This window comes from Corallococcus sp. AB045, assembly GCF_003668895.1.
Lineage (GTDB): Bacteria > Myxococcota > Myxococcia > Myxococcales > Myxococcaceae > Corallococcus > Corallococcus coralloides.
Genome location: NZ_RAWN01000070.1, coordinates 16,768 through 43,670 on the forward strand (window position 1 = coordinate 16,768; position 26,903 = coordinate 43,670).

At 69.8% G+C, this 26,903-nt stretch carries 28 protein-coding genes; 13 read left to right on the forward strand and 15 right to left on the reverse strand.

Annotated features, from left to right (window positions below):
• Positions 1–11: 11 nt before the first annotated feature.
• Complete coding sequence (locus tag D7Y21_RS18445) at positions 12–275, forward strand: hypothetical protein (RefSeq protein ID WP_120563981.1); 264 nt, start codon at positions 12–14, stop codon at positions 273–275.
• Between the two features lie 132 nt (positions 276–407).
• The gene (locus D7Y21_RS18450; protein ID WP_233612181.1) at positions 408–1,289 is read left to right on the forward strand and encodes a hypothetical protein; all 882 of its coding nucleotides are present in this window, start codon (positions 408–410) and stop codon (positions 1,287–1,289) included.
• Here the strand turns inward: D7Y21_RS18450 and D7Y21_RS18455 are convergent.
• Together D7Y21_RS18455 and D7Y21_RS18460 are read right to left on the reverse strand one after the other, a co-directional pair.
• Positions 1,256–2,764 (reverse strand): hypothetical protein, encoded by a 1,509-nt coding sequence (locus D7Y21_RS18455; RefSeq protein WP_121714730.1) that lies wholly within the window; start codon positions 2,762–2,764, stop codon positions 1,256–1,258. The genes D7Y21_RS18450 and D7Y21_RS18455 overlap by 34 nt on opposite strands.
• Before the next feature lie 16 nt (positions 2,765–2,780).
• On the reverse strand, positions 2,781–3,986 hold the full coding sequence (locus D7Y21_RS18460; protein ID WP_121714732.1) for a hypothetical protein: 1,206 nt from the start codon (positions 3,984–3,986) through the stop codon (positions 2,781–2,783).
• Between the two features lie 724 nt (positions 3,987–4,710).
• On the opposite strand from D7Y21_RS18460, the gene D7Y21_RS18465 reads away from it, so the two are divergent.
• From D7Y21_RS18465 to D7Y21_RS18500, 8 genes are all read left to right on the forward strand, one after another.
• Complete coding sequence (locus tag D7Y21_RS18465) at positions 4,711–5,058, forward strand: hypothetical protein (protein ID WP_120563985.1); 348 nt, start codon at positions 4,711–4,713, stop codon at positions 5,056–5,058.
• Positions 5,059–5,119: 61 nt separating this feature from the next.
• A complete protein-coding gene (locus D7Y21_RS18470; protein ID WP_121714734.1) occupies positions 5,120–5,689 on the forward strand; it encodes a hypothetical protein in 570 nt (189 codons plus the stop codon).
• Between the two features lies 1 nt (position 5,690).
• Complete coding sequence (locus D7Y21_RS18475) at positions 5,691–6,299, forward strand: hypothetical protein (RefSeq protein WP_120563987.1); 609 nt, start codon at positions 5,691–5,693, stop codon at positions 6,297–6,299.
• Between the two features lie 85 nt (positions 6,300–6,384).
• On the forward strand, positions 6,385–7,713 hold the full coding sequence (locus D7Y21_RS18480; protein ID WP_121714736.1) for an amidohydrolase family protein: 1,329 nt from the start codon (positions 6,385–6,387) through the stop codon (positions 7,711–7,713).
• A 14-nt stretch (positions 7,714–7,727) separates the two neighbouring features.
• Positions 7,728–8,714, forward strand: a complete 987-nt coding sequence (locus D7Y21_RS18485) for a class I SAM-dependent rRNA methyltransferase (protein WP_121714737.1) — start codon at positions 7,728–7,730, stop codon at positions 8,712–8,714.
• A gap of 33 nt (positions 8,715–8,747) precedes the next feature.
• Positions 8,748–9,968 (forward strand): serine/threonine-protein kinase, encoded by a 1,221-nt coding sequence (locus tag D7Y21_RS18490; RefSeq protein ID WP_120563990.1) that lies wholly within the window; start codon positions 8,748–8,750, stop codon positions 9,966–9,968.
• Positions 9,969–9,993: 25 nt separating this feature from the next.
• Positions 9,994–10,791 (forward strand): tRNA pseudouridine(38-40) synthase TruA, encoded by a 798-nt coding sequence (gene truA / locus D7Y21_RS18495; protein ID WP_121714739.1) that lies wholly within the window; start codon positions 9,994–9,996, stop codon positions 10,789–10,791.
• 22 nt (positions 10,792–10,813) lie between these two features.
• On the forward strand, positions 10,814–11,485 hold the full coding sequence (locus D7Y21_RS18500) for a hypothetical protein (protein WP_233612178.1): 672 nt from the start codon (positions 10,814–10,816) through the stop codon (positions 11,483–11,485).
• Between the two features lie 4 nt (positions 11,486–11,489).
• Here the strand turns inward: D7Y21_RS18500 and argC are convergent, their stop codons facing one another.
• The 7 genes from argC to D7Y21_RS18535 form a co-directional block, all read right to left on the reverse strand.
• Positions 11,490–12,560 carry an N-acetyl-gamma-glutamyl-phosphate reductase gene (gene argC / locus D7Y21_RS18505; protein ID WP_120563992.1) on the reverse strand — a complete coding sequence of 357 codons (1,071 nt, stop codon included), beginning with the start codon at positions 12,558–12,560 and terminating at the stop codon, positions 11,490–11,492.
• A complete protein-coding gene (locus tag D7Y21_RS18510; RefSeq protein WP_120563993.1) occupies positions 12,557–13,618 on the reverse strand; it encodes a DUF1611 domain-containing protein in 1,062 nt (353 codons plus the stop codon). The genes argC and D7Y21_RS18510 overlap by 4 nt, the downstream gene beginning before the upstream one ends.
• A 4-nt stretch (positions 13,619–13,622) precedes the next feature.
• Positions 13,623–14,810: an argininosuccinate synthase gene (gene argG / locus D7Y21_RS18515; RefSeq protein WP_120563994.1), complete on the reverse strand. Its 1,188-nt coding sequence runs from the start codon at positions 14,808–14,810 to the stop codon at positions 13,623–13,625.
• 39 nt (positions 14,811–14,849) lie between these two features.
• Positions 14,850–16,199 carry an argininosuccinate lyase gene (argH, locus tag D7Y21_RS18520; protein ID WP_199735441.1) on the reverse strand — a complete coding sequence of 450 codons (1,350 nt, stop codon included), beginning with the start codon at positions 16,197–16,199 and terminating at the stop codon, positions 14,850–14,852.
• A complete protein-coding gene (locus D7Y21_RS18525) occupies positions 16,192–17,253 on the reverse strand; it encodes a M20/M25/M40 family metallo-hydrolase (RefSeq protein ID WP_121714743.1) in 1,062 nt (353 codons plus the stop codon). The genes argH and D7Y21_RS18525 overlap by 8 nt, the downstream gene beginning before the upstream one ends.
• Positions 17,250–18,176, reverse strand: a complete 927-nt coding sequence (gene argB, locus D7Y21_RS18530) for an acetylglutamate kinase (protein WP_120563997.1) — start codon at positions 18,174–18,176, stop codon at positions 17,250–17,252. Before argB ends, D7Y21_RS18525 begins: the two co-directional genes overlap by 4 nt.
• 61 nt (positions 18,177–18,237) lie before the next feature.
• Positions 18,238–19,242 (reverse strand): N-acetylornithine carbamoyltransferase, encoded by a 1,005-nt coding sequence (locus tag D7Y21_RS18535; RefSeq protein ID WP_121714745.1) that lies wholly within the window; start codon positions 19,240–19,242, stop codon positions 18,238–18,240.
• 180 nt (positions 19,243–19,422) lie between these two features.
• Here D7Y21_RS18535 and D7Y21_RS18540 point away from each other — a divergent pair, with 180 nt between their 5' ends.
• A complete protein-coding gene (locus D7Y21_RS18540) occupies positions 19,423–19,842 on the forward strand; it encodes an arginine repressor (protein ID WP_120563999.1) in 420 nt (139 codons plus the stop codon).
• Here D7Y21_RS18540 and D7Y21_RS18545 read toward each other — a convergent pair.
• On the reverse strand, positions 19,823–20,347 hold the full coding sequence (locus D7Y21_RS18545) for a 2'-5' RNA ligase family protein (RefSeq protein WP_121714747.1): 525 nt from the start codon (positions 20,345–20,347) through the stop codon (positions 19,823–19,825). The genes D7Y21_RS18540 and D7Y21_RS18545 overlap by 20 nt on opposite strands.
• Positions 20,348–20,392: 45 nt before the next feature.
• Complete coding sequence (locus tag D7Y21_RS18550; RefSeq protein ID WP_255427336.1) at positions 20,393–21,310, reverse strand: NADPH-dependent F420 reductase; 918 nt, start codon at positions 21,308–21,310, stop codon at positions 20,393–20,395.
• On the opposite strand from D7Y21_RS18550, the gene D7Y21_RS18555 reads away from it, so the two are divergent.
• The gene (locus D7Y21_RS18555) at positions 21,242–21,982 is read left to right on the forward strand and encodes a glutathione S-transferase C-terminal domain-containing protein (protein WP_121714751.1); all 741 of its coding nucleotides are present in this window, start codon (positions 21,242–21,244) and stop codon (positions 21,980–21,982) included. The genes D7Y21_RS18550 and D7Y21_RS18555 overlap by 69 nt on opposite strands.
• A 68-nt stretch (positions 21,983–22,050) precedes the next feature.
• Here the strand turns inward: D7Y21_RS18555 and clpB are convergent, their stop codons facing one another.
• A complete protein-coding gene (gene clpB / locus D7Y21_RS18560) occupies positions 22,051–24,675 on the reverse strand; it encodes an ATP-dependent chaperone ClpB (protein ID WP_121714753.1) in 2,625 nt (874 codons plus the stop codon).
• Positions 24,676–24,930: 255 nt separating this feature from the next.
• Between clpB and D7Y21_RS18565 the strand changes: the two genes are divergently transcribed.
• A complete protein-coding gene (locus D7Y21_RS18565; RefSeq protein ID WP_199724368.1) occupies positions 24,931–25,449 on the forward strand; it encodes a hypothetical protein in 519 nt (172 codons plus the stop codon).
• Positions 25,450–25,500: 51 nt separating this feature from the next.
• On the opposite strand, the gene D7Y21_RS18570 is transcribed toward D7Y21_RS18565, so the two are convergent.
• The 3 genes from D7Y21_RS18570 to D7Y21_RS18580 are packed head-to-tail and all read right to left on the reverse strand — an operon-like array spanning position 25,501 to position 26,779.
• Positions 25,501–26,163, reverse strand: coding sequence for a hypothetical protein (locus tag D7Y21_RS18570; protein ID WP_199724369.1), 663 nt, complete (start codon positions 26,161–26,163; stop codon positions 25,501–25,503).
• Positions 26,160–26,471, reverse strand: a complete 312-nt coding sequence (locus D7Y21_RS18575; RefSeq protein WP_120564005.1) for a DUF1844 domain-containing protein — start codon at positions 26,469–26,471, stop codon at positions 26,160–26,162. Before D7Y21_RS18575 ends, D7Y21_RS18570 begins: the two co-directional genes overlap by 4 nt.
• Positions 26,468–26,779: a hypothetical protein gene (locus D7Y21_RS18580; RefSeq protein WP_121714755.1), complete on the reverse strand. Its 312-nt coding sequence runs from the start codon at positions 26,777–26,779 to the stop codon at positions 26,468–26,470. The genes D7Y21_RS18575 and D7Y21_RS18580 overlap by 4 nt, the downstream gene beginning before the upstream one ends.
• Positions 26,780–26,903: the final 124 nt, after the last annotated feature.

Below are 26,903 nucleotides of genomic sequence, written 5' to 3' on the forward strand. Positions count from 1 at the left end.
CGGAGTTTCCCATGAACGCGATCGCGAAGGCCCCGAAGAAGCAGTTCCGCAAGAACCGTGGTCAGGGCATGACCGAGTACATCATCATCGTTGCCCTCATCGCGATCGCCGCCATCGGCGTGATCACCCTGTTCGGTGACAACATCCGCCGGCTGTTCGGCGCCTCGGCCGCCGCGCTGGCCGGTGAGGACAACGTGGCCAACGACGGCCAGCTGTCCAACGACCAGCTGAACAAGAAGACCATGAAGTCCTTCGGTCAGAACAACACCTACTGATCCGCCTTCCGGGCTTCGTCCGGGAGGAGCTGACGCCGCGAGGTGTCGGCGGCCCGGTGAATGGCAGGTCCCTCCAACTGGAAGGGCCTGCCATTCGTGTTTCAGGGGACTGAAGCTGTCATCGTGCGCGCCATGACCGTGTCGTCACCGGAGGTTGTCGCCGGGCTGCGCCGCCGGCTCTGGGTCTACCGGATGCTGGTGGTGGGGCTGTGTGTCGCGTTGTTCGGGCTCCTGCTGGGGCTCCGGCGTGCGCTGACCCCGCTGCCGCCGCCCGACGTGGAGGTCATCGACGTCCGCGAGCGGATGGCGGCCCTGGAGAAGGCGCGGCCGGGCGCCTCGGATGTCTCGGAGACGTACTTCGCGTCGGACACGTCCAGCGTGCACATGCACCTGATGGGACGGGGCCAGACGTGCCCCCTGCACATCCACCGCGCGCCCTTCGAGGCCACCATCATCGTCGCGGGCGAGGCGCACGTGTGGCAGGTCTGGGGTGAGGAGGGGCGCCGGATGGAGCGGCGCGGAGTGCACGGGCCGGGCTGGCTCGTGGCCTCGGCACCCTTCACGGGGCACGAGTGGCGCAACCCCGATGAGGACCGGGTGCTGGGCAACCTGGTGTTCACCGTGCCGGGCTTCGACGGGAACCTCTACGTCTCGGCGGAGGACGCGCGGCTGTTGCGTGGCACGGCCCCCTTCGCCCAGGAGCCTCGCGAGGCACTCGCCGGGCTGCGGAATCGAGGCGTGAAGCTGGAGGAGACGCCGCTGCCAGTGCTCCAGGGGCGCATGTCGCGCGTGCTGCTGGAGGGTGGGGAGTGGGCGGTGAAGGCGACGCCCGGCTCGCCGGTGGTGGCCTACGTGGCGGTGGGACGGGGCATCGCGGAGGCGCCGGAGGCCCGGCCCCTGCGCGAGGGCCAACTCTGGGTGCTGCGCCGGGATGCCCGGGTGCGCTCGGAGGAGGGCTCACCCGTGGCGCTGTATGTGTTTCACCCGCCACCGGAAGCGGTCGCGGGGCGCTGAGGCGTTCCGGGGACTGTGGGCGTGCGCTCCCGGGCCCAGAGGACCCAGCCGTTCGCCTTCGTCAGCTCGCGCCAGCCGCCCCGCGCCCGGAGGTGATCCAGCAGGATGTTGCCCGGGCTCTTCGTGTCCCAGACGACGTAGTCGGGGTCGTAGGCCTCCAGCGCCTGCTCCCAGCCAGGCTCGGACCACACGAGCCGCTCGTAGGCCTGGTGGATGGCTGCGGGGAACGGATCATTCCGGCTGTCGATGTAGACCTTGTACGGGGCGCCCGCGAAGTAGGAGATGGGGCCGCCCATGATGAAGCGGTTGAGCACGCGGCCCGGGGGCTGTTGCTTCAGCGTCTGGAGCACGGGCAGGGGGATTCCGGGGTGCGTGCTCTTCTCCACGGGGCGGGGCGAGGTCGCGTTCATCGCGAACAGGCCGGCCAGCAGGATGGTGGGCCACATCGCCAGGGACGTGCCGGTGCTCCAGGAGGCCAGGGGGCGCTCCAGCCAGGACAGGACGCGAGGGAGGGCAGGCGCGTCGCTTGTTCTCGCGTGCTCCACCAGGGTGAGGGCGAGGAGCACGGACGCGAAAGGTGCGTGGCGCTGGACCTTCAGCGCGGCGATGCCCAGCACGAGCGTGGGCAGCAGGGCCGCGGCGCGCCGCACGCGGGCCCGGCCGATGACGAAGAGGAATGCACCGAAGAGCAGGAGGTAGAACCAGCTCCAGCCCATGTCCAGGTCCAGCGGGCGCCACTCGTAGATGCTCTGGGTGGATGCGAGCAGCGAGTGCTGGAGCGGATACAGGTAGATGCGGGGGCCGTCCGGAGACAGGCCCGCGACGAGGAACATCGCGAGCGCCGCCGCGAGCGCCGCCCCACAGCGCCGGAGCGACGCGGGCGTGCGGTCGTCCAGGGCCGTGCCCATCGCCGTGGACCCGAGCAGCGCCGGGCCCAGAAGCCAACTGCCGTGCAGATTGGCCCAGGCAAGTCCCAGGAGCGGGAAGGCCCAGAGCACGCGCGTATTGCCCTGGCGCCATGCCTGGACGCCCAGGGCGGCGATGACGAACAGCAGATGTCCCAGGTGGAAGGGCCGCTCCTGGACCCAGGTGGCAGCCTGGACGCCTGAGATCAATCCCAGACAGGCGAGGACGAGGAGATGGGAGGGTTGGGCGGCCGCGCGTCGCAGGGCGACCCAGAGCAGGAGCACGTTGGCCGCCACGAGCGTGGCGACGAGGAGCGCGGGACCGGCGGCGCCCAGGGCCTTGATGAGCAGGACGCAGAGCACGCCGAAGCCCCACTCGTGGGGGACCCAGCCCGCGGTGCCCGTGACGCTGAAGGGGTCCACGCGGTTGAAGCCGTGCTCCAGCACATAGCGGCCGCCCGCCAGGTGGAAGAACAGGTCGTAGTTGCGAAGGGGAAGAAACCCCAGCCAGAGGATGAGCCCCAGCGTGAACAGGGCTACGGGAGCGGGCAGGAGGGCGCGGAGCCGCATGGTGTTCAGGTGGGGCCTACTGAGCGCTGGGAGCGGGCAGGGGCGGCCGGGGGCTGGCGGAGAATCCCAGGCGGCGCAGCATCACCTGCCGGATGGAGGGGATGCGGAAGCGGAAGATGAAGGCGTCCGCGAAGTAGTGCGCGAGCACGCACGCGAAGCCCAGCGAGGTCAGCGCACGCAGCAGGGGATGTGCCTGCGCGCCGCCGCCAATGCCCAGCGAGCCGCGCATGGGGCCATCCAGCAGGAAGCCATGCACCACGCCCAGCGCGAACAGCGGGAGCATGGACACGACCATGGCGGGCCAGATGAGCTTCTGGCTGAGGCGGGGAGAGTCGCCCTCGCGAGGCTCCAGCATGCGGGCGCTGAGGACGTAGTACTCCAGGCCGTGCATGCCCGGGAGCATCACGTAGCCCCAGGACGGCGCCACGAGCGCCAGGCCGGTCGCGGTCGCCATGCCCAGCAGGTAGAGCACCTTGGGGCCACTGGCCGTGCCGGAGCGGAGCACGCTGCGGAAGAGCAGGAGGAAGTAGCCCAGCCAGACGGCGATGAGCAGGGGCAGCGTCTGCCACGGAAGGACGACGCCCTGGCCCACGTCGAGGTAGGCGGGGGCGTTCGGGGCGGCGGACTCGGCGACGAAGAAGATGCGGACGAGGAGGATGGAGAGGAGCAGCGGGACGTAGAGCTGCTGGAGCTTGCGCTCGAGCGGGGAGGGCGCGGGAAGGCCCGCCTGTCCGCCGCGCAGGCCGTGCAGGGACCACAGGCCCCGGTGCTGGGACAGGGTGTGGTGCATGCCGAAGACGTTGAAGATGACGGCCACGGCGAAGGTGTGGATGGAGCGGTCGGCGTAGAAGGTGAAGAACAGCGCCGCGCCCACGGCGAGCATGCCCAGCGCGCCGGCGAAAATGGTGCGCGGCTGGTTGGGCGCGGCGGTGAGCACGTCGCGGTGCACGCCGAAGAGCAGGAACGTGAGGATGACGTGCGTGGCGTTGCCCAGGAGGTTCTGGGCGGTCCAGCCCAGGAGCCGGTGGGCGTTGTCCGCGGCGCCAGGAGCGAGGAACGCGCTGGCGACCGCTGCCACCCCGGTCAGGACCAGGGGGATGCCCAGGATGGCGAGGTCGGCCCGGGGGGAGAACAGCCACAGGCGGCGAAAGCGCAGGGAGCCGGGCGCGGCCGGTGTGTCCTGCTCCGTGGCGGTGGCGACTCCGGGGCTCAGCGGTGTCATGGGACTGGGAGTATACCGGGTCTCCAGGGGCCCAGAACCCGCGCCCCGCGTGCTGTCCTGCCTGCCGGGCAGGAGGGGGGCTCCCGACGGACACGCCAGAGGCACCCGTTCTGTTTCGCGCGTCGCAGGGAAGCCCCCAGGCCTGGTGGGACCGGCTCTTCCTGGGCCTGGTGTCGACGGGCGCCGCGCTGTTCTACGCCAGTCTCGGAGTCCTCTGGTCCGGAAGCCATCTGGCGCCAGGACTCAGCGCGGTGAAGGTCCGCTCCGTGTCCCCGGGCATGTCCGAAGCCGAGGTGATTCAGCGCCTGGGCATGCCCCTGTCGCGGGAGGTGAGTCCATCCAGGAGGCTCTTGTTGGGACTACGCGAAGCCGGTTGCCAGGGTCCGGCAGTATCCGAAGGTCTACGTCTCCTTCGAGGCGGGCCGTGTCTCCGCGGTCGAGGCCGGGAGCCAGAGAGGTCCCCGCGGGCACTCTTGAGCGGATGGGTTCGGAGTGTCTGCCAGAGGGGGGCTGCGGCCAGGGGCTGGTGTGTGCCCAACGCACGAACTTTGCTCACGTCGATGCGGGATTTGCCTGTGAGCTTGTTTGTGATGCCAGGAGCGATCCATCGTGTCCCGAGGGGTGGGTCTGCGTGAAGACCTTCGATGGACGCGCTGCTGGGCTTCCCGGACATTGCCTCCGGGCTTCGGAGATGTAACGGAGGTGGGCCATCAACAGGAGTTGGGTGTGGACTCTGGCGGCAATTTTGCTGATCGGCGTGGCGATGATTGCGATTGCCAGCTATCTGATGGGAAGAACGCGCATTGTCCTCGTGAATGAAACCGGAAGGGAGCTGCGTGTCTTGACGGCTCGGATTCCCGGCGAGCAATGTGCTTTTGAGAAGGTCCCGGTTCATGGCCGTGTCGTCTGTCAGGGACGCGCGAACGGGGATGGGGACCTGTTCATTGACCTTGAGTTCACGGATGGTAGCAAGGTCCAGTTGGGAACCGGTGCGTTCGTGAATCCGCTGTTTGGATTGCGAGGAGTCGCCACCGTGAACGCGGACGGTGGAGTCAGCCTGGAGTGGGACTGAGTGCCGCTACAGCGCATCCCGGAGTTGTAAGGGCTTCCGTTGCGCAGCGAGGATCAAGGCCATGGCTTCAGTGAGAAGAGAGGTCCTGGAGGTGGCTGGGGAGTTCTGCTTGCCGCTGGGCAGGACGCAGCACCTGGAGGCATTGCTGGAGCGTGCGTGGCGGTCATCGACGCACTTCGCGCTCATCCGGCGGGGACGGATGCGGGTCGACGGCGCGGACGTCGTCGTGCCCACGCCAGAGTTGAAGCGCCTTCAGCGTGACTTCGCGCGGATCCGGGGGGCGGCGGTGGAGTCGCGGTGGGTTTCGTCCTGGCCGGGGACGACGTCTGGCTCCAGTGCCACGCTGTGGGTCCGGTGCCGGACGGATGGCGGCGTGCGCCTGCCCCTGAACGACGAGAGCCTCTGGAAGGGAATCGACGGCTGGGATGATCTCCAGTTGTTCGAGGGCCCCCGGCTGAAGCTGTTCGTCTGCAGCCATGAGGGGTTTGGCACCGTCTGGGGCAACGAGCGATTCTTCCGGGACCTGGGGATGGCTCCCTCGCGGTGGAAGCCCGAGACGCATGAACTGGTAGGTGAACCCATGGCACCTGCTGCCTGGTCACTGCTCACGCAGGGAACACCGCGACACTGAAATGAAAACATCTACCCGGCTGGGGATCATCGGATTGCTGTGCTGGTTCGTGCCGTCGGTGGGCGTCTTGGTCGTGCTGAGTCTCCTGGGGCTGGGCGAGCTCCTGTTGGCGGATTCACACCCCTTTCCCGGCGATCCACCTGCCGCGGACCTGCTCGCGGAGGTTGCGCTCTGCGGATGGTTGTTCATCCTGGTTGGCTATTGTTTCTTCTTCCTCGCCCGAAGGGAGTCCGACCGGATCGTCCGGCTCTGGCGAAGGGTGCTCCCTCCACTGACCCTGCTGTCACTTCTCGCGATGTCGTCGTCCCTGTCTCAGGTTGCCGGCAGGCATTGGGGGGAATGGGGCCGTCTCAAGGCCATGCTTCAGGACAACGAGCCCCGGGTTCGGGCATTTTCGAGCCGGGCCGATGGGGTCTTGTCGGAGGAGGAGTACGCGCGGGCGAAGGCGTGGCTGCTGGAGCAGCCCGTTACCTTCCAGTTCAAGACAGAACCTGATCCCGTCAGGATTCGCCTCATGATGCCCATCCCTCCCTACGTGGGGGTCGATTTCGGCCAGGGACAGAATGCGGTCTTCGATCCGGTGACGATGCACTGCCTCTACTCGGACTGAGCCCTGCATGGATCCGCCCCTCGGGGACTCTCCGTAGGAGACGGGGTTCATCCTCCACCCACCCCGTGCTAAAACGGGAAGGTCCATGGAAGGCCGACTGCTTCTGAAGAACTGCGCCGTGTTCCGTGCGGACGGTCGCGTCCGCCACGGCATGGCCGTCGTGGTCGAAGAGGGCATCATCCGCCGCGTCGCCCCGGACGCCGAGGTGCCCGTGCTCCCCGGTGACTGGGAAGTGGCCTGTCGAGGCCGCCTCGTCGCCCCCGGGCTCGTGGACTGTCACTCGCACATGGTCAACGGGCAGCTGTTGCCCCCCAATGGCGACTTCCTCCTGCGCCAGCCCCGCTCGCGCCTGGAGCGCATGCGCTCGGTGGCCAACCTCCTCACCGCCGAGGACGTGGAGGTCCTGACCCGCTTCGCCGCCGCCCGCGCGCTGCTCGACGGCGTCAGCCTCGTCGTGGACCACCTGTCGTGCCCCACCGATGTCGCCGGCGGCCTGGAGGCCCAGGCCCGCGCCGCGAACACGCTGGGCCTTCGCCTCGTCACGTCCCACTCCACGCACAGCCTGGACGGCGCGGATGTGGCCAACGCCCAGGCGGACGCCAACGCCGACTTCGTCCGCCGCTACCGCGAACACCCCCGCGTCCGTGGCGCGCTCGGCTTCCATGCGTCCTACACCTGCGAGGACCCGCTCCTGTCCCGCATCGCGCGGCTGCGCGAGGAGCTGAACGCGTCCGTCGTGTTCCACCTGGCGGAGAACGAGGACGACCTCTCCACCACCTACGCCACGCACGGCCGCCGCGTCGTGCCGCGCCTGGACGCGCTGGGCCTGCTGGGCCCTCACGCCATCGCCGGCTACCCGCGCGCCGTGGAGCGCTCCGAGTCCGAGCGGCTGGCCGCCTCCGGCACCTTCATCGCCCTCACGCCCCGCGCCACGCGCTCCATGGACCGCGCGGCCGAATCCGCCGACGGCGCGCTCTCCAGCCTCCACCTCGTGGGCCTGGGCACCGGCGGTCATGGCACCCTCCAGGAGGAGCTGGCCGGGGCGCTCGTCAGCATGCTGTCCCTGGCGCGCTCCGGCCGCATGCCGGACCTGGATGACTCGCTGGCGCACCTGTTCGTCAGCGGCCCGGCGGAGCTGTGCACCCGCCTGTACGGCAAGCCGTCGGGCGGCGTGGAGGAAGGCAGCATCGCGGACCTCGTCGTCTACGACGCCATCCCCGCCGCGGATCCGGAGACGGGCTACTCGCCCTTCCTCCTGGGGCAGCTCACCGCCGCCCGCGTGGCGTGGACCATCGTGGATGGCCGCGTCTGCGTCCGCGAGGGACAGCTGCTGGGCACCGACTTCGTGGACCTGGCCCGGGACGCCGCCGCCGCGCTCGGCCGCGTCTGGTCCCGCGCGCGGCTGGGTTCGTAGGGTAGAAGGGGCGCGTGAGTGCCCTGCCTCCCCGCCTCGTGGACCTGCTGCGCGCCTCCCGCGTCCGCCGGGGTCCGCTGCTCTCGGACCCCGCCACCTCCGCCTTCCGCCTCCTGAACGGCGCCGCGGACGGCGTGCCCGACGTGACGGCGGACCTCTTCGGCGACGTCGTCGTGGTCAGCCTCTACCGCGACCTGACCGATGCCGAGGAGGTCACGCTGCTCGACGCCGCCGTCTCCGCGTGGACGCCTCGGAGCGTCTACCTGAAGCGCCGTCCCCGTGAGGCGCGCGTGCTCGCCAACGTGGCGAAGGACGTGCTCGCTCCGGAGTCCGCCGCGCGGGGCGATCCCGTGGAGGACTTCGTCGCGAAGGAGAACGGCCTGTCCTTCCACATCCGTCCCGGACAGGGCCTCTCCGTGGGCCTCTACCTGGACATGCGCGACACCCGCGCGTGGCTCCAGGCCCAGGCCTCCGGCCTCACCGTGCTCAACCTCTTCGCGTACACCTGCGCCTTCGGTGTCGCCGCGACCGCCGGGGGCGCGAAGCGCGTGCTCAACATGGACGCCAGCCGCCGCGTGCTCGAGTGGGGCGAGGAGAACGCGCGCCTCAACGGCCAATCCGTGGAGCGCTACGACTACGTGGCGGGCGATGTCTTCGATTGGCTCGGGCGGCTCGCGAAGAAGGGGGAGTCCTTCGACGTCGTGGTCGCGGACCCTCCGTCGTTCTCCACCACCAAGACGACGCGCTTCTCCGCCGCTCGCGACTACGCCCGGCTGGCCGAGGCCGCAGCGAAGGTGGTGGCCCCCAGGGGCCGTCTGGTCGCCTGCTGCAACCTGGCGGGACTGCCTTCGCGCCGCTTCGAAACCATGGTGCTGGAAGGTGTGACGCGGGCTGGCAGGACGGGGAAGACAGTGGGGACGCTCGGTCCCTCGGGGCTCGACTTTCCGACACCTCCAGGTGAGGAACCGGCACTCAAGGTGCACGTCGTCCAACTTCGTTAGCGCCTCCGGGCGGGGCGCGGCTACATTGCTTCCATGGCTCCCGCCGCCTCCTCGCCCCCGCGCGATGCGTTCCGCTTCGGCAACTACCGGCTCATCGATCGGATCGCCGTGGGGGGCATGGCGGAGATCTTCCTCGCGCACCAGTTGGATGCCAGCGGCGAAGAGACGCCCATCGTCATCAAGCGCATCCGTCCGCATCTGTCCAAGCACGCGGCCTTCGTGAAGATGTTCCTCAACGAGGCGCGGCTGGCCGCCCAGCTCAACCACCCCAACATCGTGCAGATCCACGACCTGGGGAAGATCGTCGACAGCTACTTCATCGCCATGGAGTACGTGTCCGGCCGGGACATGCGCCGCGTCGTGCCCAAGGCCGAGTCCCTGGGGATTCCCTTCCCCATGGTGTACGCGCTGAAGATCGCCTCCTGCGTCTGCGCGGGCCTGCACTACGCGCATCAGAAGAAGGACCGCTACGGCAACCCGCTCAACATCGTCCACCGTGACGTGACGCCGGAGAACATCGTCGTCGCCTTCGACGGCTCGGTGAAGGTGCTGGACTTCGGCATCGCCAAGGCCGCCAACCAGGTGGAGGAGACGCGGTCGGGGGAAATCAAAGGCAAGCTCAGCTACCTGTCCCCGGAGCAGTGCCTGGGCCGGCCGCTGGACTGCCGCAGCGACATCTTCTCGCTGGGCACCGTCCTCTACGAGTGGCTCACCGGCTTCAAGCTCTTCACCGGCGACTCCGACGTCGCCGTCATGCGCAGCATCACGGAAGCCAAAATCTACGCGCCGTCGTACTTCCGCGAGGACCTGCCGGAGCGCGTGGAGGCCATCCTGATGCGCGCGCTCGCCCGCGACCGCGAGCGCCGCTACCAGACGGCGTTGGAGATGCAGCGCGACCTGGACGCCTTCCTGGAGTCCTACGACTTCACGCCCTCGCCGCTGCACCTGGCCAACTTCGTCAAGCAGCTCTTCGAGGACGAGCGCCCGCAGGAATTGAAGCGCCTGTCCACGCGCCAGTCCTCCGCGCCCACGTCGGAGATGGCGCTGGAGCTGTCGGAGGTGGCGGCGTCCATGGACGGCCCGCCCACGGAGGCCATGCGCATGGACGACCTCCCCGCCACCGAGCCGCGCCTGCTCGCGCTGACGGTGGACCCGGCGCTGTACGAGAAGCTGGAGGCCCAGGCGCGCAAGGCGAACGTCTCCCTGGCGAAGCTCGCGGCGGATGTGTTGGAGGGGTGGCTGAAGACGCGCTGACCGCGTGCCTTTGCTTGCCTTGCCCATGCCCCGGCTGAAGTTGACGCTCGAATACGAAGGCACCCGGTACGTGGGCTGGCAGGTGCAGCCCAATGGCCCGTCCATCCAGTCCACGCTCCAGGACGCGCTCCAGAAGCTCCTGGGGGAACGCGTGTTCGTGGCCTCCGCGGGCCGCACCGACTCGGGCGTGCACGCGACGGGGCAGGTGGCCAGCTTCGACACACAGCGCGTGCTGCCAATGAAGGCCTACACCATGGGCCTCAACGGCATCCTCCCGCCAGACATCGCGGTGGTGGCCGCGGAGGAGGTGTCGCCGGAGTTCGACCCGCGCCGCTGGTCTCGCGGCAAGCGCTACCGCTACCGGGTGAGCAACCGGCGCATGCGGTCTCCGCTGTTGCGCACGACGCACTGGGAGGTGTTCGCCCCGCTGGACGTGGAGGCCATGCGCCGCGCGTCCCAGGCCCTGGTGGGCCGGCACGACTTCTCCGCGTTTCGCGCCGCGGACTGCCAGGCGAAGCACGCGGTGCGCGAGATCCGGCAGGTGCGCGTGGAAGGCACGTCCGGAGACACCGTGGCCTTCGTGGTGGAGGGCACCGCCTTCCTCAAGCACATGGTGCGCAACCTGGTGGGCACGCTGGTGGAGGTGGGCAAGGGGCGCCGCCCCGAGGCCTGGGTGGCCGAAGTGCTGGCCTCGCGCGAGCGCAAGCTGGCCGGGGCCACCGCGCCGCCGCAGGGGCTGGTGATGGAGGAGGTCTTCTATGGCGACGGCCCGCCTCCTCGCTCGGCGGGGGACGCGGCTGTCGGGGAAGAGGACGAAGGGTGAGAGTGCGGTAGGCTTTCGGGCCGTGAGCTCCAAACCCAGTGCCCTCGAGCCCCTGCGCGTCCGCGTCCGCCGCTTCCAGTTCATCGTCGGACTGGGCTTCCTGTCGCTGGTGGTGGGCGCCATGCTCAGCGTGTCGCTGGTGCTGCGCCTGCACGCGCGGGTGAACGCGCTGCCGTCCGACTTCCTGCGCATCCCGGTGGCGGTGGCGCTGGAGAACCTGTGGGTGCTCGCGGTGCTGCCGACGCTCTGTTACGGCGCCGCGCGCATCGTCGCGCTGCGCACGTGGACCACCGCAGTGGGGGCCGCGCTGTCTGGTGGCGTGTTCGTGATTGCGCTCAACTTCGTGCGCGATGGCTTTGAGGGGCTCTCCACGGGCTGGAGCTTCGCGTCGGCGTTGCGGGTCGTGGCCTTCGTGGGAGGCATCCTGCTGAGCGCCCGGGCCATCCGCGCGGGCCGCGCCGCCGCCGAGAAGGGCTCCGCGGAAGCCGAGGCGAAGGCCGCTGCCCGAAAGTCGGAGTACGACGAGTTCCTCAAGGCCGCGGAAGCCGGGGGCGCTCGCCTGGAGCAGCGTGAGGGGGGCGCCGCCGCCGAGGCTCCGGCCATGACGCAAGAAACACCTGCGGCGGGTGAGCCCGCCACGCCCGAGGGGAGTGCTTCCCCCCCGGGCGACGTGCCGAAGACGCCCGCGGCCTGAGGGCCTACGGGTAGCAGGCCGCCTGGCGCAGGCCGGTGTCCTCGGGGAAGCCGAGGGCCACGTTGAAGTTCTGCACGGCCTGGCCGGCCATGCCCTTCACCAGGTTGTCCAGCGCCGCCATCACCGCCACGGAGCGGCCCTTCGTCGCCACGGAGATGTCGCAGAAGTTGCTGCCCGCCACCGCCGCCACGCGCGGCGTGCCCTCCACGATGCGCACGAACTTCGAGCCCTCGTAGTACCGGCGGTACTTCTCCGTCAGCGACTGCGTCACCACCGCGCCGCCGTGCTCCGGCCACTCGAACTGCACCGTGGCGAAGATGCCGCGCACCATGGGCGCCGAGTGCGGCACGAAGGCCAGCCGGTGCCGCTGCGCGCCGTGCGCCACCAGCATCACCTCCACCTCCGCCTCGTGCTGGTGCTCCAGCGGCTTGTACGCGCGGAAGTCATGCGCGCGCGTCGGGTGGTGCGTGCCCTCGCCCGGCAGCGAACCGGAGCCTGACGAGCCCGTCACACCCGACACCGCCAGCAGCCCCAGCCCCGGCGTGGCCGCGATGGGGAGCAGCGCCAGCTGTACCGCCGTGGCGAAGCAGCCCGGGTTGGCGATGCGCTTCGCCGTCTTCACCTGCTCACGCTTCCACTCCGTGAGGCCGTAGGTGAACGTGCCCAGCAGGTCCGGGGACGGGTGCGGCCGGCCGTAGGCGCCCGCGTACCGGCCCGGGTGGTCCAGGCGGAAGTCGGACGACAGGTCCACCAGCAGCATCCGGTCCGTGAGGCCCGCGTCCGCCCACTGCTTCTCCAGCCCGGCGAACTGCGACGCCAGCTCGCCGTGCCCCAGCGCGCTGAACACCACCGGACGCTGCGAGTCCGCCAGCCAGCGCCAGTCGGGCTCCGCCTCGAAGCGGCCGTCCACCAGGCCGCGCAGGTGCGGGTGCACCTTGTGGATGGGCGAGCCCGCGTGGTGCCGGGACACCACGCGGATGCCGGCGTTGCCAGGGTGGCCCGCGAGCAGCCGCAACAGCTCGCCTCCGCCGAAACCGGAGGCCCCCAGGATGTAGATGTTCGCAGGCGACGTCATGACTTCCTCCCCGCTCCCAGCTTGGGCGCGAGCTTCTCCACGATGAGATTCCCCAGGGCGTTCGGATCCGCGCGCGCGTTGCGAGCGGGCAGCCCCACCACCTGCTCCACGAAGCGCACGCCCACCGCGTTGTCCGTGGCGGGCCCGGCCACCATGTCCATCTCGATGCCGTACACCTCGCGCAGGTGCCGCACGCCGCCGGCCGCGCCCACCGGGTCGTTCGCGCACAGGATGAACGCGCCGCCCAGCGCCTTGAGCTCCGGGTCCGCCAGGATGGCCTGCACGCCGTACTCGCCCATGATGCCGTCGCCCGTCTCCGCGACGATGACGTCCACGTCCTGGGCCGCCATCTCCGAAAAGACAATCCGCGCCACCTTGGACGCGGTGCGCGCGCCGGTGCACACGACGCCCGCGTCGGTGAAGTCCATCACCACGTCCGCGCCGCTGTCCTGCATGGACAGGGTGTCACGCATCAGCGACACGCCCGTGAGCTTCGCGCCGCCCACGCGGTAGCCCGCCTGGGAGAGCTTCCGCACCACCACGCTGGCCGCGTACGTCTTGCCCGCGTTCATGCAGGTGCCCACCACGTACACCACCGGGCACGTCACCGCCCGCGACGTGCCCTTGAGCGCGCCGGTGGAGATGTGCGCGTGCTGGCCCGCGCGCGACTGGAACTCCGGGAAGGTGAGGACCTGACCCAGCACCTCCGCCTCGAACGGCGCGCCCACGCCCGGGTTGTGCGACGTGCACTTCCCGATGACGCCGCCCATGTTGAGGATGTGGAGCCTGTCGCCCACCGTGACGGACGAAGGCACGATGCCCTCGTAGCCGTGCAGCGCGTTGCGGTGACCCAGCGCGCCCACGACGATGTCGCCCGCGTGGAGCGTGACGAGCCGGCCGTTCACGTCCTCCAGCTGGTTGTAGACGCTCTTCTCCCCGTGGATGCGCACCGCGATGACGGCGCCCTCCTCGCACTTCACCTCGTCCGTGAGGTGCACCGTGCGCCCCACCTGGAGGTTGCGCGTGACACTTCCCACCTTGTCGACGTGGATCTTCATGTCGTCACTTCGCTTTCTGCGAGAGCATCTGCGCGACGCCGTAGAGCTTGGCGAACCCCGCCGCTTCCGTCCCCGTCCACAACACGTTGGCCTCTCCGTACGTCGCCACCTTCGCGTCCATCAGCGAGTGCGGCGAACGCACGCCTTCCACGACGTGGGCGCGCGGGGTGAGCACCAGCTTCACCTCGCCCGTCACGCGGTCCTGCGAGGAGGCGAGGAACGCCTCCAGGTCCTTCACCACCGGGTCGAAGAAGTGCCCCTCGTGGAGCAGCGACCCGTACAGGTTGCCCACCGTCTCCTTCCAGAAGAGCTGCTTGCCCGACAGCACCAGCTTCTCCAGCTCGCGGTGCGACGCGATGAGCAGGTGCGCCGCCGGAGCCTCGAAGCCCACGCGGCCCTTGATGCCCAGGATGGTGTCGCCCAGGTGCACGCCCCGGCCGATGCCGTACGGCCGGCCCAGCGCGTTGAGCTTCTCCACCACGTCCACCGCGGACAGCGCCTTGCCGTCCAGCGCCACCGGCACGCCCTTGTCGAAGGAGATGATCAGCGGCATGGGCTTCAGGTCGGTGGGGATTTCACCACCGGGGAAGGCCGCCTCCGGCAGGGTGCTCCACGAGTCCAGCGTCTCGCGGCCACCCACGGACGTGCCCCACATGCCCTCGTTGACGGAGTACGTGCCCGTCTTCGCCGGCATGTGGAAGCCGCGCTCCGCGAGGAAGGAGATCTCCTGCTGACGGGAGAGCGCCAGGTCGCGGATGGGGGTGATGAGCTGGAGCTGCGGCGCGAGCGTGCGGAAGGCCACGTCGAAGCGGACCTGATCATTCCCCGCGCCGGTGCTGCCGTGGGCCACGGCCTGCACGCCCAGCTTCTCCGCCATTCGCACGGCCTCCACGGCCTGGCAGGCGCGCTCGGCGGAGACGCTCAGGGGGTAGAGCTGGCCGCGCAGCACGTTGCCGGCGATGAGGAAGCGCAGGTAGCCCTGGAACAGGGTGTCGCGCGCGTCCACCGTGTGGTGCGCCACCGCGCCCAGCTTCTGGGACAGGGCCTGGATGCGCTCCAGCTGCTCGGGCGGGAAGCCGCCCGTGTCCACGGTGACGGTGGTGACGTCCCAGCCCTGCTCGCGCAGGTACACCGTGCAGAAGGCGGTATCGAGGCCGCCGGAGAACGCCAGCACCACGGACTTCTTGCTCATCTTCGGACTCCTGTTGCTGCGAAAGGGGTGTGGAAGGGTTCAGGGGGCCCAGACGCGCGAAGCGGCCTGTGCCTGCTGTGCGTGGGTGCGCGTGAGCCAGTCGCGCGCATCCGCCAGTTCCTCGCGCGCGGTGGCGAGGCCCAGATTACCGGCGCCACCCAGGTGGGTGGCCGTCAGCGCGCCGCGGTCCGGCTGGAAGTTGCCGTCGTTGAGCTGACGGCCCACCTCCCGGTACGCGTCGCGGAAGGGCTGGCCCTTCGCCACGAGCGCGTAGGCGTGGTGCGCGGCGTAGAGCGTGTCGTCGCACGCCGCGCGAGCCTTCTCCGCGTTCACCTTCAGCGCGGGCACCAGCCGCGAGAGCACCTCCAACAGCGCCTTCGCGCTGGTGAGGGCCTGGAGGGTGGGGCGCTTCAGCAGCTGGAAGTCACGGTGGTAGCTGGAGGGAAGGCCTCCGGCCACCGCCTCCACCTGGTGCGCCAGGCCCCGCAGCTCGCGGCAGCGGCCCCGGGCCAGCTCCACCACGTCCGGGTTCTTCTTCTGCGGCATGATGGACGAGCCGGTCGTGAAGGCATCCGGCAGGGCCAGGAAGCCGAACTCGTCCATGCTGTAGAGCTGCACGTCCCAAAGCCACTTCTCCAGAGTGCCCGCCACCGAGCACGCCCAGGTGAGCAGCGCCGCTTCATGCCGCCCCCGACTGTCCTGCGCGTCGATGGGGCTGCGTTGAACTCGACTAAAACCGAGCAACCGCGCGACATATTCACGGTCGATGGGCAGCGGCACGCCGAAGCCCGCGGCGGCGCCCAGCGGGCAGCGGTCGAGCCGTCCCCACACGCCCTTCAGCGCCTCCAGTTCCTCCAGCAGTCCCTCCGCGAACGCCATGCCCCACAGGCCGAACGTGGACGGCATCGCGCGGCGCAGGTGCGTGTAGCCGGGCAGGGGCAGGTCCGCGTGCGCTTCCGCGAAGTCGAGGAACGTGCCCGCGAGCTCCGCCGTGCGCGCACCCAGCGCGAGCAGCTCCTCGCGCATGAACAGGCGCAGGGCCAGCAGCACCTGGTCGTTGCGAGAGCGCGCCAGGTGGATGCGCTTGCCCGCTTCGCCGGTGCGCTCCACGAGCGCGGCCTCCAGCGCGGTGTGGCCGTCCTCCTGCTCCGGGCGGATGGTGAAGCGGCCCGCGCGCGCCTCGTCGTGGAGCGCGTGCAGGGCGCTCACGAGCGACGTGGCGGCCTCCGGCGTGAGCAGCCCCACGTGCGCGAGCATGCGCGCGTGCGCGGCGCTGCCCAGCGCGTCGTGCGGCACCAGCGACAGGTCCACCACGGGGTCGTCGCCCACGGTGAAGGCGTGGATGGCCGCGTCCAGCGGCTGGCCCTTGCCCCACAATGTCTCAGCCACGCGACACCTCCCCGACATAGCCGTGCAGCAGTCGTCGATAGAACGCGAGCCCCGCCTCCAGCTCCGCGCGCGTGAGGTACTCGTTCGCCTGGTGGCTCCGGAGCGTGTCGCCCGGGCCCACCTTCACCGCCGGGAGGTCTCCCAGGAACGCCCAGTCGGACGTGGTGCTGGAGCCCACCGTGTCCTGGCCCGACGCCACCACCGCCGCGCGCACCAGCGGATGCGACGCGTCCGTGCCCTTGGGCAGGTAGCGCGCGGAGTGCACCACCACCTCGCTCTCCAGCGCCTGACCCACTTCCTCCGCCACCTTCGCGTGGTCCATGCCCGGCGTGGTGCGCAGGTCCACGAAGAACTCGCACCGGTCCGGCACCTGGTTGCGAGCCAGTCCGCCGGACACCTGCGTCACCTGCGCCCGCGCCTCACCCAGCAGCGGGTGCGCGGGGAAGCGCAGCGCGGACACGGCCTGGATGTCCCGGGCCGCCTTGAGGATGGCGTTGTCCAGCCCTCCTGTATGCGCGTGCGCCACGTGGCCGCTCTTGCCGTGCGCCACGCAGCGCAAAAGCAACATGCCCCGCTGCGCCGTGCAGGGCTTGAGCGACGTGGGCTCGCCCACGATGGCAGCGTCCAGCGGCCCCAGCGTGGACAACAGCGGCCCCAGCCCCTTGCCGCCCGTCTCCTCCTCGGCGGTGAGCGCGAAGACGCACTCGACACCCTTCGGCGCACCTTCCTCCAGGAGCGCCTTCGCGGTGAGGAGCATGGCGGTGACGCAGCCCTTGGCGTCGTTGGCGCCCAGGCCGTAGAGCGTGTCGTCCTTCCACACGGCCTCGTGCGGCTCCGTGTTCCACCCGGCGCACGGCTTCACCGTGTCCAGGTGCGAGTTGACGAGCAGGCGCTTCGGCCCGCTGCCCACGCTGAACCACACGTTGTGGCCCTGGCGGTGCACGCGGGCACCCCAGGACTCCGCATGGCCCGCGACGAGGTCCGCGATGCGGGCCTCGTCGCCGGAGACGCTGGGCGTGGCGACCAGCGCGGTGAGCAGCTCGGCGGGGTTCAACCCTTGGCCTCGCCGTGCTTCACCGGGTGCTCGCGCACGACCATGGTGCCGCTGCCCTCGTTGGTGAAGACCTCCTCCAACAGGGCGTCGGACTGCTTGCCGCTCACCAGGTGCACGCTGCCCACGCCGCCCACGAGCGCGTGGCGCATGGCGTGCGCCTTGGGACGCATGCCGCCCGTGAGCCGCCCTTCCGCCTCCAGGGACGCCAGGTCCGACAGCGTGGCCAGCGAGATGAGCGACGACGGGTCGGAGACGTCCTTGAGGAGCCCCGGCACCTCCACCATGAAGAACAGCTTCTCCGCGTGCAGCGCCGCCGCCAGGGCCGCCGCCACCGTGTCCGCGTTGGTGTTGTACACGGCGCCGTCCTGGCCGCCCGACAGCGGGGCGATGACGGGCACGTAGTCCGCGGAGCGCAGGTGCTCCACGACGCGCGTGTCCACGGACTCGATGTCGCCCACGAGGCCGTAGTCCACCATGCGCCCTTGAGTCTCGCCGGGCTCCGTCACCAGCACGGGCGGGCGCTTGCGCGCCTTGATGAGGCCCGCGTCCACGCCAGACAGGCCCACCGCGGGCACACCCGCGGCCTGGAGGTCCGCGAGCAGGTCCGTGTGCAGCTTGCCCGCGAGCACCATCTTCGCCGCGTCCAGCACGGGCGCGGAGGTGATGCGGCGGCCAGCCACCTTCTCGATGGGCAGGTGCAGGGCGTCACAGAGCGAGTCCAGCTCCGGACCGCCGCCGTGCACCACGACGGGGCGGATGGAGAAGGCCCACAGGAGTGCGATCTGCTCGCACGCCGTCTTTCGGGTGCGCGGATCCGTCAGCACGGCTCCGCCCAGCTTCACCACGAAGGTCTTGCTGCGGAACTGCTTCACGTACTTCGCCGCGTTGCGAAGTGCGGCGTACGGGTCGGGAGACAAAGGCACGGTGGACCTCTGAAAAAGCAAAAAGGGGACGAAGAAGGGTGGGGCGGCGGGCTTCTACGGCTCAGCCGCCGCGCATCCAGGCCAGGAGGGCGCGCTGCACGTGGTAGCGGTTGCCCGCCTCATCCACGACGCGGCTGCTGGCGTGATCCAACACCTCGTCGGCGACCTCCACGTTGCGGCGCACGGGCAGGCAGTGGAGGAACGCCGCGTCCTTCGCGGCCTTCGCCATGTGCCGGCGCGTGGGCATCCACCCCGAGTACGACGCGAGCAGCGCCGCCACGTCCGTGGGCGTGCTCGCCGTCTGGGCGGTGGGGCCCCAGGACTTCGCGTACACGGCGCGGCTGCCCACCAGCGCCTCGTCCTGGTCGTGCGTGTACGTGATGCTGCCGCCGGTGGCCTTGGCGTACGCCTCCGCCTCCGCGCGCACGGCCGGGTGCAGGTCGAAGCCCGGCGGATGCGCCACGCGCACCTCGCAGCCCGCGGCCGCCGCGGACAGGAGGAAGGAGTTGGGCACGGCCTTGGGCAGCGGCTTGATGTGCGGCGCCCAGGTGAGCGTCACCGGCAGCTTCTTCGTGGTGCCGAACGTCTCGCGCAGGGTGAGCGCGTCCGCCAGGCCCTGGCAGGGGTGCTCGCGCGCGGACTCCATGCTCACCACCGGCACGGTGGCCCACTTGCGGAAGGCGTTGATGACGGGGTCGGCCTCGTCCTCCTCGTCACCGCCACCCTGGGAGAAGGTGCGGATGCCGAGCATGTCCACGAAGCGCGACAGGACGGGCGACGCCTCCTTGATGTGCTCCGCGCGGTCCGCGTTCATCACCGCGCCGGGCCGGTCCTCCAGCTTCCACACGCCAGAGCCCACGTCGAGCACGATGGCGTGCCCGCCCGCGCGCAGCATCACCGCCTCGAAGGACGTGCGCGTGCGCAGGGACGGGTTGAAGAACACCATGCCCAGGAGCTTCCCCGGGAAGATGGCCCCCGGATCCTTCTGCTTCCACGCGGCCGCCTGCGAGAGGACCGCCTCGACGCCTTCCGGGCCCAGGTCCTGAATGCGGGTGACATGCTTCATGGGCTTCGTGCTCCCCCGGCCGCGCCGGATGGATGGGGACTGCTGAATATGCACTTGAATTCGTGCATATTCCTTAAGGAGGCGCGGATATTATGCAGAACGGCGCAGCGCGCAAGAACATTCACTGGGATTTTTCATGCGCCTTGCGTGCGTATTCAGCCGCATGCATGGTGAACGTGAATGAACCTGGACGACGCCATCCTTCAGCTCATCTCCCGGCAGGACGTTCCGGATCAGTTCGTCCTGCAGTCGTTGCTCGAAGAGGCGGGGCACACGCCCAGCCAGTCCACGCTGTCGCGGCGGCTGAAGAAGCTGAGCGTGCAGAAGGTGAACGGGCGCTATCAGCGCGCCGAGCCGCCGGTGGCGCCCGTGCCGCTCGCGCCGCGCGTGACCATCATCGAAGCGCCGCCCAACATGCTGGTGCTGAAGACGGCGCCCGGCTACGCGCAGATCTTCGGGCTGGCGTTGGATCGCGAGACGGTGGAGGGCCTGGCGGGCACGGTGGCGGGCGACGACACCATCTTCATCGCGGTGAGGGATCCGTCGTACCTGCGCGATGTGCGCGAGGCGGTGGAGGAGCTCATCCAGCGCGGCCCGTGAACGGGAAGCGGCGCACGGACTCCCACGGGCCGCCGAGGTAGCGCCAGAGCAGCAGCGCGGGTGCGTGCGACTCAAAGGCGGACCAGCCCGCGCCCAGCTCCACGAGGGCGGCCTTCGCCTCCTCCACGGTGGCCTTGTTCATCAGCGTGACGTGGGGCCGGAAGGGCTGACGGTCCTGCGGCGTGAGCCACTCCACGTAGGCGCGGGAGAGCTCGCGGTGCACGGGCGCAAGGCCGGGGGCTTCCACGTCCACCGCCATGCCGCGTCCCAGGCTCCGCGGCTTCGTGAAGCGCAGCGCGGGCGCGGGGCGCTCGGTGACGACCTCGAGCGCGGCCTCCACGGCGTCCTGCTCGTGCGCGGGCAGGTGGTGGAAGAGGGAGACGTGCGCCGGGATGACGTTGCGCTCGGGCGGGAAGTAGCGGCGGCGCAGGCCGTCCAGGCGCGTGAAGGCTTCTGGCTCCAGCTCGGCGGTGATGAGCAGCGGGGCTTCGGAGAGGGCGGCCATGCGGCGCACACCTTCGGTCCGAAGCCCCGGGGGCACAAGAGGCGCTCAGCCTTGCGACGCGAAGAAGGCCCGCAGCGAGTCGTCGGCCTTCTTGCGGTACTCCGGCAGGCGCGAACGCTCGGCCTCGGCGAGGGCCTTCTTCACGCCCGGCGCGTCGAAGTCGTGGGTGTAGACCGGCGTGCCGGGCTGCTGGCGCCACGAGTCGGCGATGCTTCCCGCGTCGATGGCGTCGAAGCCCAGCTCCTCCACGAGCTTGAGCACCTTCGCGCGGTGCTCGGGCGGATCGCCCGCGATTGGCAACGCCACCCGGCCGGGCGCGCCCTTCGGCAGGCCCTTATCCAGGAGGCTCTGGAAGAAGATGTTGTTGAAGGCCTTGATGACGGGGCGGCCGATGAGCGACGCGACCCACTCGCTCTCGACCTTGCCGCTCTCCAGCTCCGGGATGCTTCCGTCGCGCACGGGGTAGTAGTTGCCCGTGTCGATGATCACGACGTCCTTCGGCACGTTCGCGAACAGGCCCTTCGGCAGGTCGGGGACCGCCTTCTGGGGGATGGTCACGACGACGACCTCACCCGCCTTCGCGGCCTCTTCGACGGTGACGGCCTTCGCGCCGGTCTCCTTCGCCAGGTCGCGCAGGGTGTCCGGCCCGCGTGAGTTCGCGATGGACACCTCATGGCCCAGCTGGGTCCACCTGCGAGCAAGCGTCCCGCCGATCAGCCCCGCGCCAATGATTCCGATCTTCATGTCGTCCTCCTCCGGAAAGTGAGTCCTACGACTGCATGCGCCGGTCGGATGCGCGGCCCTTTTCCGCGATGCGCGGGACCTGACGGGTTTTTCGTGAGGCCCCCGGGCACCGGGCGCGTTCCCGCGCGCCTTGATAGGGTCCCGCCCCCTATGCGAATCCTCGTCGGACTGACGTCGTCGGGCTGGACGGAGAAGGCCCGGTGGGCGTTGGACCACCACCGCGTCGCCTACCGCTACCAGGACTACGTCCCCCTCATCCAGGAGCGCTGGCTGCGCAAGCAGGTGGCGCCCGGCGTGAAGCCCTCCGTGCCGCTGCTCGTGGATCCGCCCCAGCCGGCCACGCACGGCTCGTTCGCCATCGCGAAGCACGCGGAAGCGGTGGGGCAGGGCAGCCCGCTCTTCCCGGCCGCGCAGGTGGACGCCATCACCGCGTGGAACGACACCAGCGAACACGTGCTGGACCTGGCGCGCGCCTACGCCATGCCGCGCATGCTCACGAACGCCCGAGCCCAGGCGGAGATGCTGCCGAAGTTCGTCCCCGGCTGGCTGCGCACGGTGTTCGCGCCCTCCGCGCGCCTGGGCATGCGCTTCGTGGGGAAGAAGCACCAGGTGGCGGACGCCTCTCCGGAGTCCATCGAGGCCGCCGTCGCCCCCTCCTACGAGAAGCTGCGCGCCGCGCTGGGAGGCCGGCCCTACCTGCTGGACGCGGGCTTCACCTACGCGGACATCACCACCGCGGCGATGCTCGTGCTCTTGGGGCCGCCCGCGGACCGGCACCTGCCCATGGGGCCGGGCACGCGCGAGGTGTGGACCCATCCGGGGCTCGCCGCCCGCTTCCCGGACCTGCTCGCGTGGCGCGACGCGCTCTACGACAAGCACCGCCGCACCTGAAAAACACCACGGGCCGCCTCCCGGTGAGGGAAGGCGGCCCGCCGTGAATCACCGGTGCGTGAAGCCGGCTACCCCGCCTGCTTCACGCCCTTCGAGTTGTCCACCAGCACCTTGGCGAAGGTGAGCCCGTCGGGGCCCGCGTCCGCCTGGATGTGCTCGCCCGGCGCGAACTCGCCGTTCAGCACCTTGATGGCGAGCGGATCCAACAGGTACTTCTGCACGGCGCGCTTCAGCGGCCGGGCGCCGTACGTGGGGTCGTAGCCGCGCTCCGCCAGCAGCTCCCGTGCGCCTTCCGTGAGATCCAGCGTGAGGCGCTTGGCCTGGAGCAGCTTCTGGAGCTTGCCCAGCTGGATGTCCACGATGCGGTAGATGTCCTTCTTGCGCAGCGGCTCGAAGATGACGATCTCGTCCACGCGGTTGAGGAACTCCGGCCGGAAGTGTCCGCGCAGCGCTTCCATCACCTCGCCGCGCGTCTTCTCGTTGAGCGTGTCCGTGCCCGCCATGCCTTCCTGGATGGCCTGCGAGCCGATGTTCGACGTGAGGATGAGCACCGTGTTGCGGAAGTCCACCGTGCGGCCCTGGCTGTCCGTCACCCGGCCCTCATCCAGAATCTGCAGCAGGATGTTGAACACGTCGTGGTGGGCCTTCTCGATTTCGTCGAAGAGCACCACCGTGTACGGCCTGCGGCGCACGGCCTCCGTCAGCTGGCCGCCCTCCTCGTAGCCCACGTAGCCCGGGGGCGCGCCCACGAGCCGGGACACCGCGTGCTTCTCCATGTACTCGGACATGTCGATGCGGACCATGGCCGTGTCGTCGTCGAAGAGGAACTCCGCCAGCGCCTTCGCCGTCTCCGTCTTGCCCACGCCCGTGGGGCCCAGGAAGATGAACGAACCGATGGGGCGGTTCGGGTCCTGAAGTCCGCTGCGCGCGCGGCGCACGGCGTTGGACACGGCCTCAATCGGGGTGCGCTGGCCAATCACACGCTCGGCGAGCCGGTCCTCCATCTTGACCAGCTTCTGCATCTCGCCCTCCATCAGCTTGGAGACCGGGATGCCCGTCCACTTGGCCACCACGGAGGCGATGTCCTCGGAGTCCACCTCCTCCTTGAGGAACTTCTGGTTCTTCTGAAGCTCCGCCAGCTTCACGTTCTGCGCGGCGACTTCCTTCTCCAGGCCCGGGATGACGCCGAACTTCAGCTCCGCCGCGCGGTTCAGGTCGCCCTGGCGCTCGGCCGCGGCCTGATCATTGCGCGCCTTCTCCTGCTTCTCCTTGAGCGAGCGCAGGGCCGCGATGGCCTTCTTCTCCTCGTCCCAGTGGGCCTTGAGCGAGTTGAACTTCTCGTTCAGGTTCGCGAGCTCCTTCTCGATGGTGGCTAGGCGCTCACGCGAGTGCGGATCCGTCTCCTTGCGCAGGCCCTCGCGTTCAATCTCCAGCTGCGTCACCTTGCGGCGGATGTCGTCGATCTCCGTGGGCATGGAGTCGATCTCGATGCGCAGGCGGCTGGAGGCCTCATCGACCAGGTCGATGGCCTTGTCCGGCAGGAAGCGGTCCGAGATGTACCGGTGGCTGAGCGTGGCCGCCGCGACGAGCGCGGAGTCCTGGATGCGCACGCCGTGGTGCACCTCGTAGCGCTCCTTCAGGCCACGCAGGATGCTGATGGTGTCGTGCACCGTGGGCTCGCCCACGAACACCGGCTGGAAGCGGCGCTCCAGCGCGGCGTCCTTCTCAATGTGCTTGCGGTACTCGTCCAGCGTCGTCGCGCCAATGCAGTGCAGTTCGCCGCGCGCGAGCGCCGGCTTGAGCATGTTGCCCGCGTCCATGGCGCCTTCGGCCTTCCCGGCGCCCACGAGCGTGTGCATCTCGTCGATGAAGAGGACGATTTCGCCCGCCGCGTCCGCGACCTCCTTGAGGACCGCCTTGAGGCGCTCCTCGAACTCGCCGCGGTACTTGGCGCCGGCCACCATGGAACCCAGGTCCAGGGTGATGAGGCGCTTGTTCTTCAAGCCCTCCGGCACATCGCCGTCCACGATGCGGCGGGCCAGCCCTTCCGCGATGGCCGTCTTGCCCACACCTGGCTCACCGATGAGCACCGGGTTGTTCTTGGTGCGGCGGCTGAGCACCTGGATGCAGCGGCGGATCTCCTCGTCGCGGCCGATGACGGGATCCAACTTGCCGCTTCGCGCGGCCTCCGTGAGGTCGCGGCCGTACTTCTCCAGCGCCTGGTAGGTGGACTCCGCGTCGGCGCTCGTCACGCGCGAGGAGCCACGCACTTCCTTGAGGCCCGCCTGCACGCGCTCGCGCGTCACGCCGGAGGACTTCATGGCCTCGCCGACCGCGCCCTTGTCCTGGGTCAGCGCGAGCAGCAGGTGTTCCGAAGAGGTGAACTCGTCCTTCAGCGCCTTGGCCTCGTCCTCGGCCTTGTCGAAGGTCTTCATCAGGCGCTGGCTGAGCATGGCGCTCTCGCCGCCCTGGATGCGCGGGAGCTTCTGGAGCGCTTCGCCCAGCCGGCCCGCGAACAGCTTCACGTCCACGCCAATCTTGCGCAGAAGAGGGTCGACGATGCCGTCCTTCTGCCCCAGCAGTGCCGCGGCGAGGTGCTCCGGCTCGTAGTGGGGATTGTCGGCCCGGCGGGCCAGGGACTGACCCTCCTGGATCGCCTCCTGCGCCTTCACCGTGTATTTGTCGAGTCGCATGACTTCAACGTAAGGGCCGGGGACCCCTTGGCAAGGCGACACTGCCCGTATGCCCGGCGTTTTCCCCGGAATACTTTGAGCCGCTGGAAGCGGCCGGGTAATCGTGGTGGCGAAGTTGCCAGGGGGTGGGGGGGTCGGTTATAGGCGGCGCCCATCCTCGGGGGCTTCACTCTGGACGCGCACGGCGGCTATCTCGTTCGACTCGACACCTTCTCCGGGTTGGCGCTCGTGCGTCTGGCCCGGGAGGCCCTGTCGATGGACAGCGTCCTGGCCGCCACGGCGCTGCGCGTCACCATCAACCGCCGCCGCAAGGTGGTGCGCCTGGCCTTCCTGGGGCCCTTCTCCCAGGGACGGCAGGGCGCCCATTGGTACGCGGCGCACCATGCCCTGGCCCGCCTCCTGTCCGCAGCCGCCAACGCCACCGTGCACGCCTACGTGTACGACGCGGACGAAGGCGAAGAAGTGATTGCCTACGGCAACGGCCGCCGGGTGGGTGGGGAGAAGGTGGTGTACGAGGACGCGGAGCTGCCGTGTCCCCTGGAGGAGCTGGATGACGAGGCCTTCGCCCGGCTCCAGTCCCGCTGGCCCATGGGGCACCTGGCGTACGTGTTCGGCCTGACGCGGGACGAGCTCCTGCGCATCCCCCAGGCCCCGCTGGCCCGCGTGCTGCCGCTGGAGGGCACGGCGGCCGGCTCGGAAGCGGATGCGATGGCCGCCCTGGAGGCGCTGCTCCTGGGGCCCGCGCTGCCTCGCGCGGAGACGGACGCGGGCTGAAGCAGCACGGACGGCCTGTTCGCACCGCGCCGCGTCAGCCCTGCCCGGACTTCAGGGGTCTTCGGTGGGCCCGTCGAGCGTGAGGATGGCCTCGCGCACGCCCTCGCTGCGGAAGTACTGGGCGAGCAGGGCGAAGCCACCGGCGACGAGCACCGTGGGCAGCACCGCGCTGATGGTCATCAGGGACGGGACGAGCGCGTAGAGTTGCTGCGACGCGGCAGGGTCCTGGAACTCCGGCAGGCCCTTGAGTCCCTCCACCATGGCCTGGCTGGTGTGGCGGGCCACGACGGTCCACTGGGCCCCATCGATGGTGCGCATCAGCGCGGCGAAGATGCCCGCGCCGCCCAGCATCTGCCGGAAGCCGTTCCGGGGGATGCCGTCGGGGGAGCGCAGCATGCGGCTGGAGGCGAAGAAGAGCAGGGTGCAGGCCACCGTCAGCCCGGTCAGCACCAGGGCGCGGGACTCGCGCATGGGGGAGAGCGCGGACAGCTGCGCCTCCATGATGGCCTGGGTGACGGCGGGGTCCTTGCCCAGCAGGGCAATGGTGGGGGTGTGCTCCCGCTGCGCTTCGCGGTGGGCCTCGAAGTTCATCATGACGGAGGCCTCGCTGCAGGCGAGGAACCCCGTCAGGGTGGAGAGCATCAGGCACAGCCCGGCGGCGATCCGCACACCCCGGGGCAACCCCCCCGGGCGGGTGACTTCAGCAGGCTTCACTTCCGGCTTGCCTCCACGTAGCGCAGGCGCAGGTCGGACAGGAGGTTGTCCACCAGCTTGTCCTCCTCCGCGGTGAGGTTGCCGCGAGTCTTCTCGCGGAGCATCGCCAGGAGGTCCAGGTTCTGCCGGGCCGAAGGCAGGTCCTTCTCCATGCGGCCCGTCTCCGGGTTCGGCGCCCCACCCAGGTGGATGAGGACGGCGGAGCCCAGTCCGACGACAAAGGTGCTGAACGACAGGGACTCCTCGGAGGCGGGGCTCGCTTCCCCCGTCATCACGAAGGTCTCACCCCGCTTCTCCGAAGGGCTCATTCGGACGCCTTGTCCTCTTCGTTGGCAGGCTCGTCCGCCTTGTCCTCGTCCGCCTCGTCCTCGTCCTCGTCCTCGTCCGCCTCGTCCTCGTCGGAGGCGTCGTCGTCCATATCCTCGTCGTCGTCCTCGTCATCGAGGTCGTCGTCGATGTCGCCATCCATCAGCGTCTCGATGGGGACGGACTTGTCGGCCACGTCCGGCAGCTCCTCGAGGTGCTTCTTGTACGCGTCCTCGTCCACCTGGCCGCTGCGCTGGTAGCGCTCGGCGGTGCGCTTGTCGAGGTGCTTCGGGTTGATGCCTTCAGCCATGATTCAAATCCTCGGAATTGCTTGGAAAACAGCGCGGCACCTTATAGCAGGAGGGGCGCCTGTCAACGCTGGTGTCCCCAGGCCCGGAAACCGATGAACGTCTCGCCCCGCCCCCCGCTTCCCC

Bases quoted from the DNA above. Each gene is read 5' to 3' on its own strand.
- D7Y21_RS18445 (WP_120563981.1), top strand. From the start codon at position 12: ATGAACGCGATCGCGAAGGCCCCGAAGAAGCAGTTCCGCAAGAACCGT.
- D7Y21_RS18450 (WP_233612181.1), top strand. From the start codon at position 408: ATGACCGTGTCGTCACCGGAGGTTGTCGCCGGGCTGCGCCGCCGGCTC.
- D7Y21_RS18455 (WP_121714730.1), bottom strand. From the start codon at position 2,764: ATGCGGCTCCGCGCCCTCCTGCCCGCTCCCGTAGCCCTGTTCACGCTG.
- D7Y21_RS18460 (WP_121714732.1), bottom strand. From the start codon at position 3,986: ATGACACCGCTGAGCCCCGGAGTCGCCACCGCCACGGAGCAGGACACA.
- D7Y21_RS18470 (WP_121714734.1), top strand. From the start codon at position 5,120: ATGGCTTCAGTGAGAAGAGAGGTCCTGGAGGTGGCTGGGGAGTTCTGC.
- D7Y21_RS18475 (WP_120563987.1), top strand. From the start codon at position 5,691: ATGAAAACATCTACCCGGCTGGGGATCATCGGATTGCTGTGCTGGTTC.
- D7Y21_RS18480 (WP_121714736.1), top strand. From the start codon at position 6,385: ATGGAAGGCCGACTGCTTCTGAAGAACTGCGCCGTGTTCCGTGCGGAC.
- D7Y21_RS18490 (WP_120563990.1), top strand. From the start codon at position 8,748: ATGGCTCCCGCCGCCTCCTCGCCCCCGCGCGATGCGTTCCGCTTCGGC.
- truA (WP_121714739.1), top strand. From the start codon at position 9,994: ATGCCCCGGCTGAAGTTGACGCTCGAATACGAAGGCACCCGGTACGTG.
- argC (WP_120563992.1), bottom strand. From the start codon at position 12,560: ATGACGTCGCCTGCGAACATCTACATCCTGGGGGCCTCCGGTTTCGGC.
- D7Y21_RS18510 (WP_120563993.1), bottom strand. From the start codon at position 13,618: ATGAAGATCCACGTCGACAAGGTGGGAAGTGTCACGCGCAACCTCCAG.
- argG (WP_120563994.1), bottom strand. From the start codon at position 14,810: ATGAGCAAGAAGTCCGTGGTGCTGGCGTTCTCCGGCGGCCTCGATACC.
- D7Y21_RS18535 (WP_121714745.1), bottom strand. From the start codon at position 19,242: ATGAAGCATGTCACCCGCATTCAGGACCTGGGCCCGGAAGGCGTCGAG.
- D7Y21_RS18540 (WP_120563999.1), top strand. From the start codon at position 19,423: ATGAACCTGGACGACGCCATCCTTCAGCTCATCTCCCGGCAGGACGTT.
- D7Y21_RS18545 (WP_121714747.1), bottom strand. From the start codon at position 20,347: ATGGCCGCCCTCTCCGAAGCCCCGCTGCTCATCACCGCCGAGCTGGAG.
- D7Y21_RS18555 (WP_121714751.1), top strand. From the start codon at position 21,242: ATGCGAATCCTCGTCGGACTGACGTCGTCGGGCTGGACGGAGAAGGCC.
- clpB (WP_121714753.1), bottom strand. From the start codon at position 24,675: ATGCGACTCGACAAATACACGGTGAAGGCGCAGGAGGCGATCCAGGAG.
- D7Y21_RS18565 (WP_199724368.1), top strand. From the start codon at position 24,931: ATGGACAGCGTCCTGGCCGCCACGGCGCTGCGCGTCACCATCAACCGC.
- D7Y21_RS18575 (WP_120564005.1), bottom strand. From the start codon at position 26,471: ATGAGCCCTTCGGAGAAGCGGGGTGAGACCTTCGTGATGACGGGGGAA.
- D7Y21_RS18580 (WP_121714755.1), bottom strand. From the start codon at position 26,779: ATGGCTGAAGGCATCAACCCGAAGCACCTCGACAAGCGCACCGCCGAG.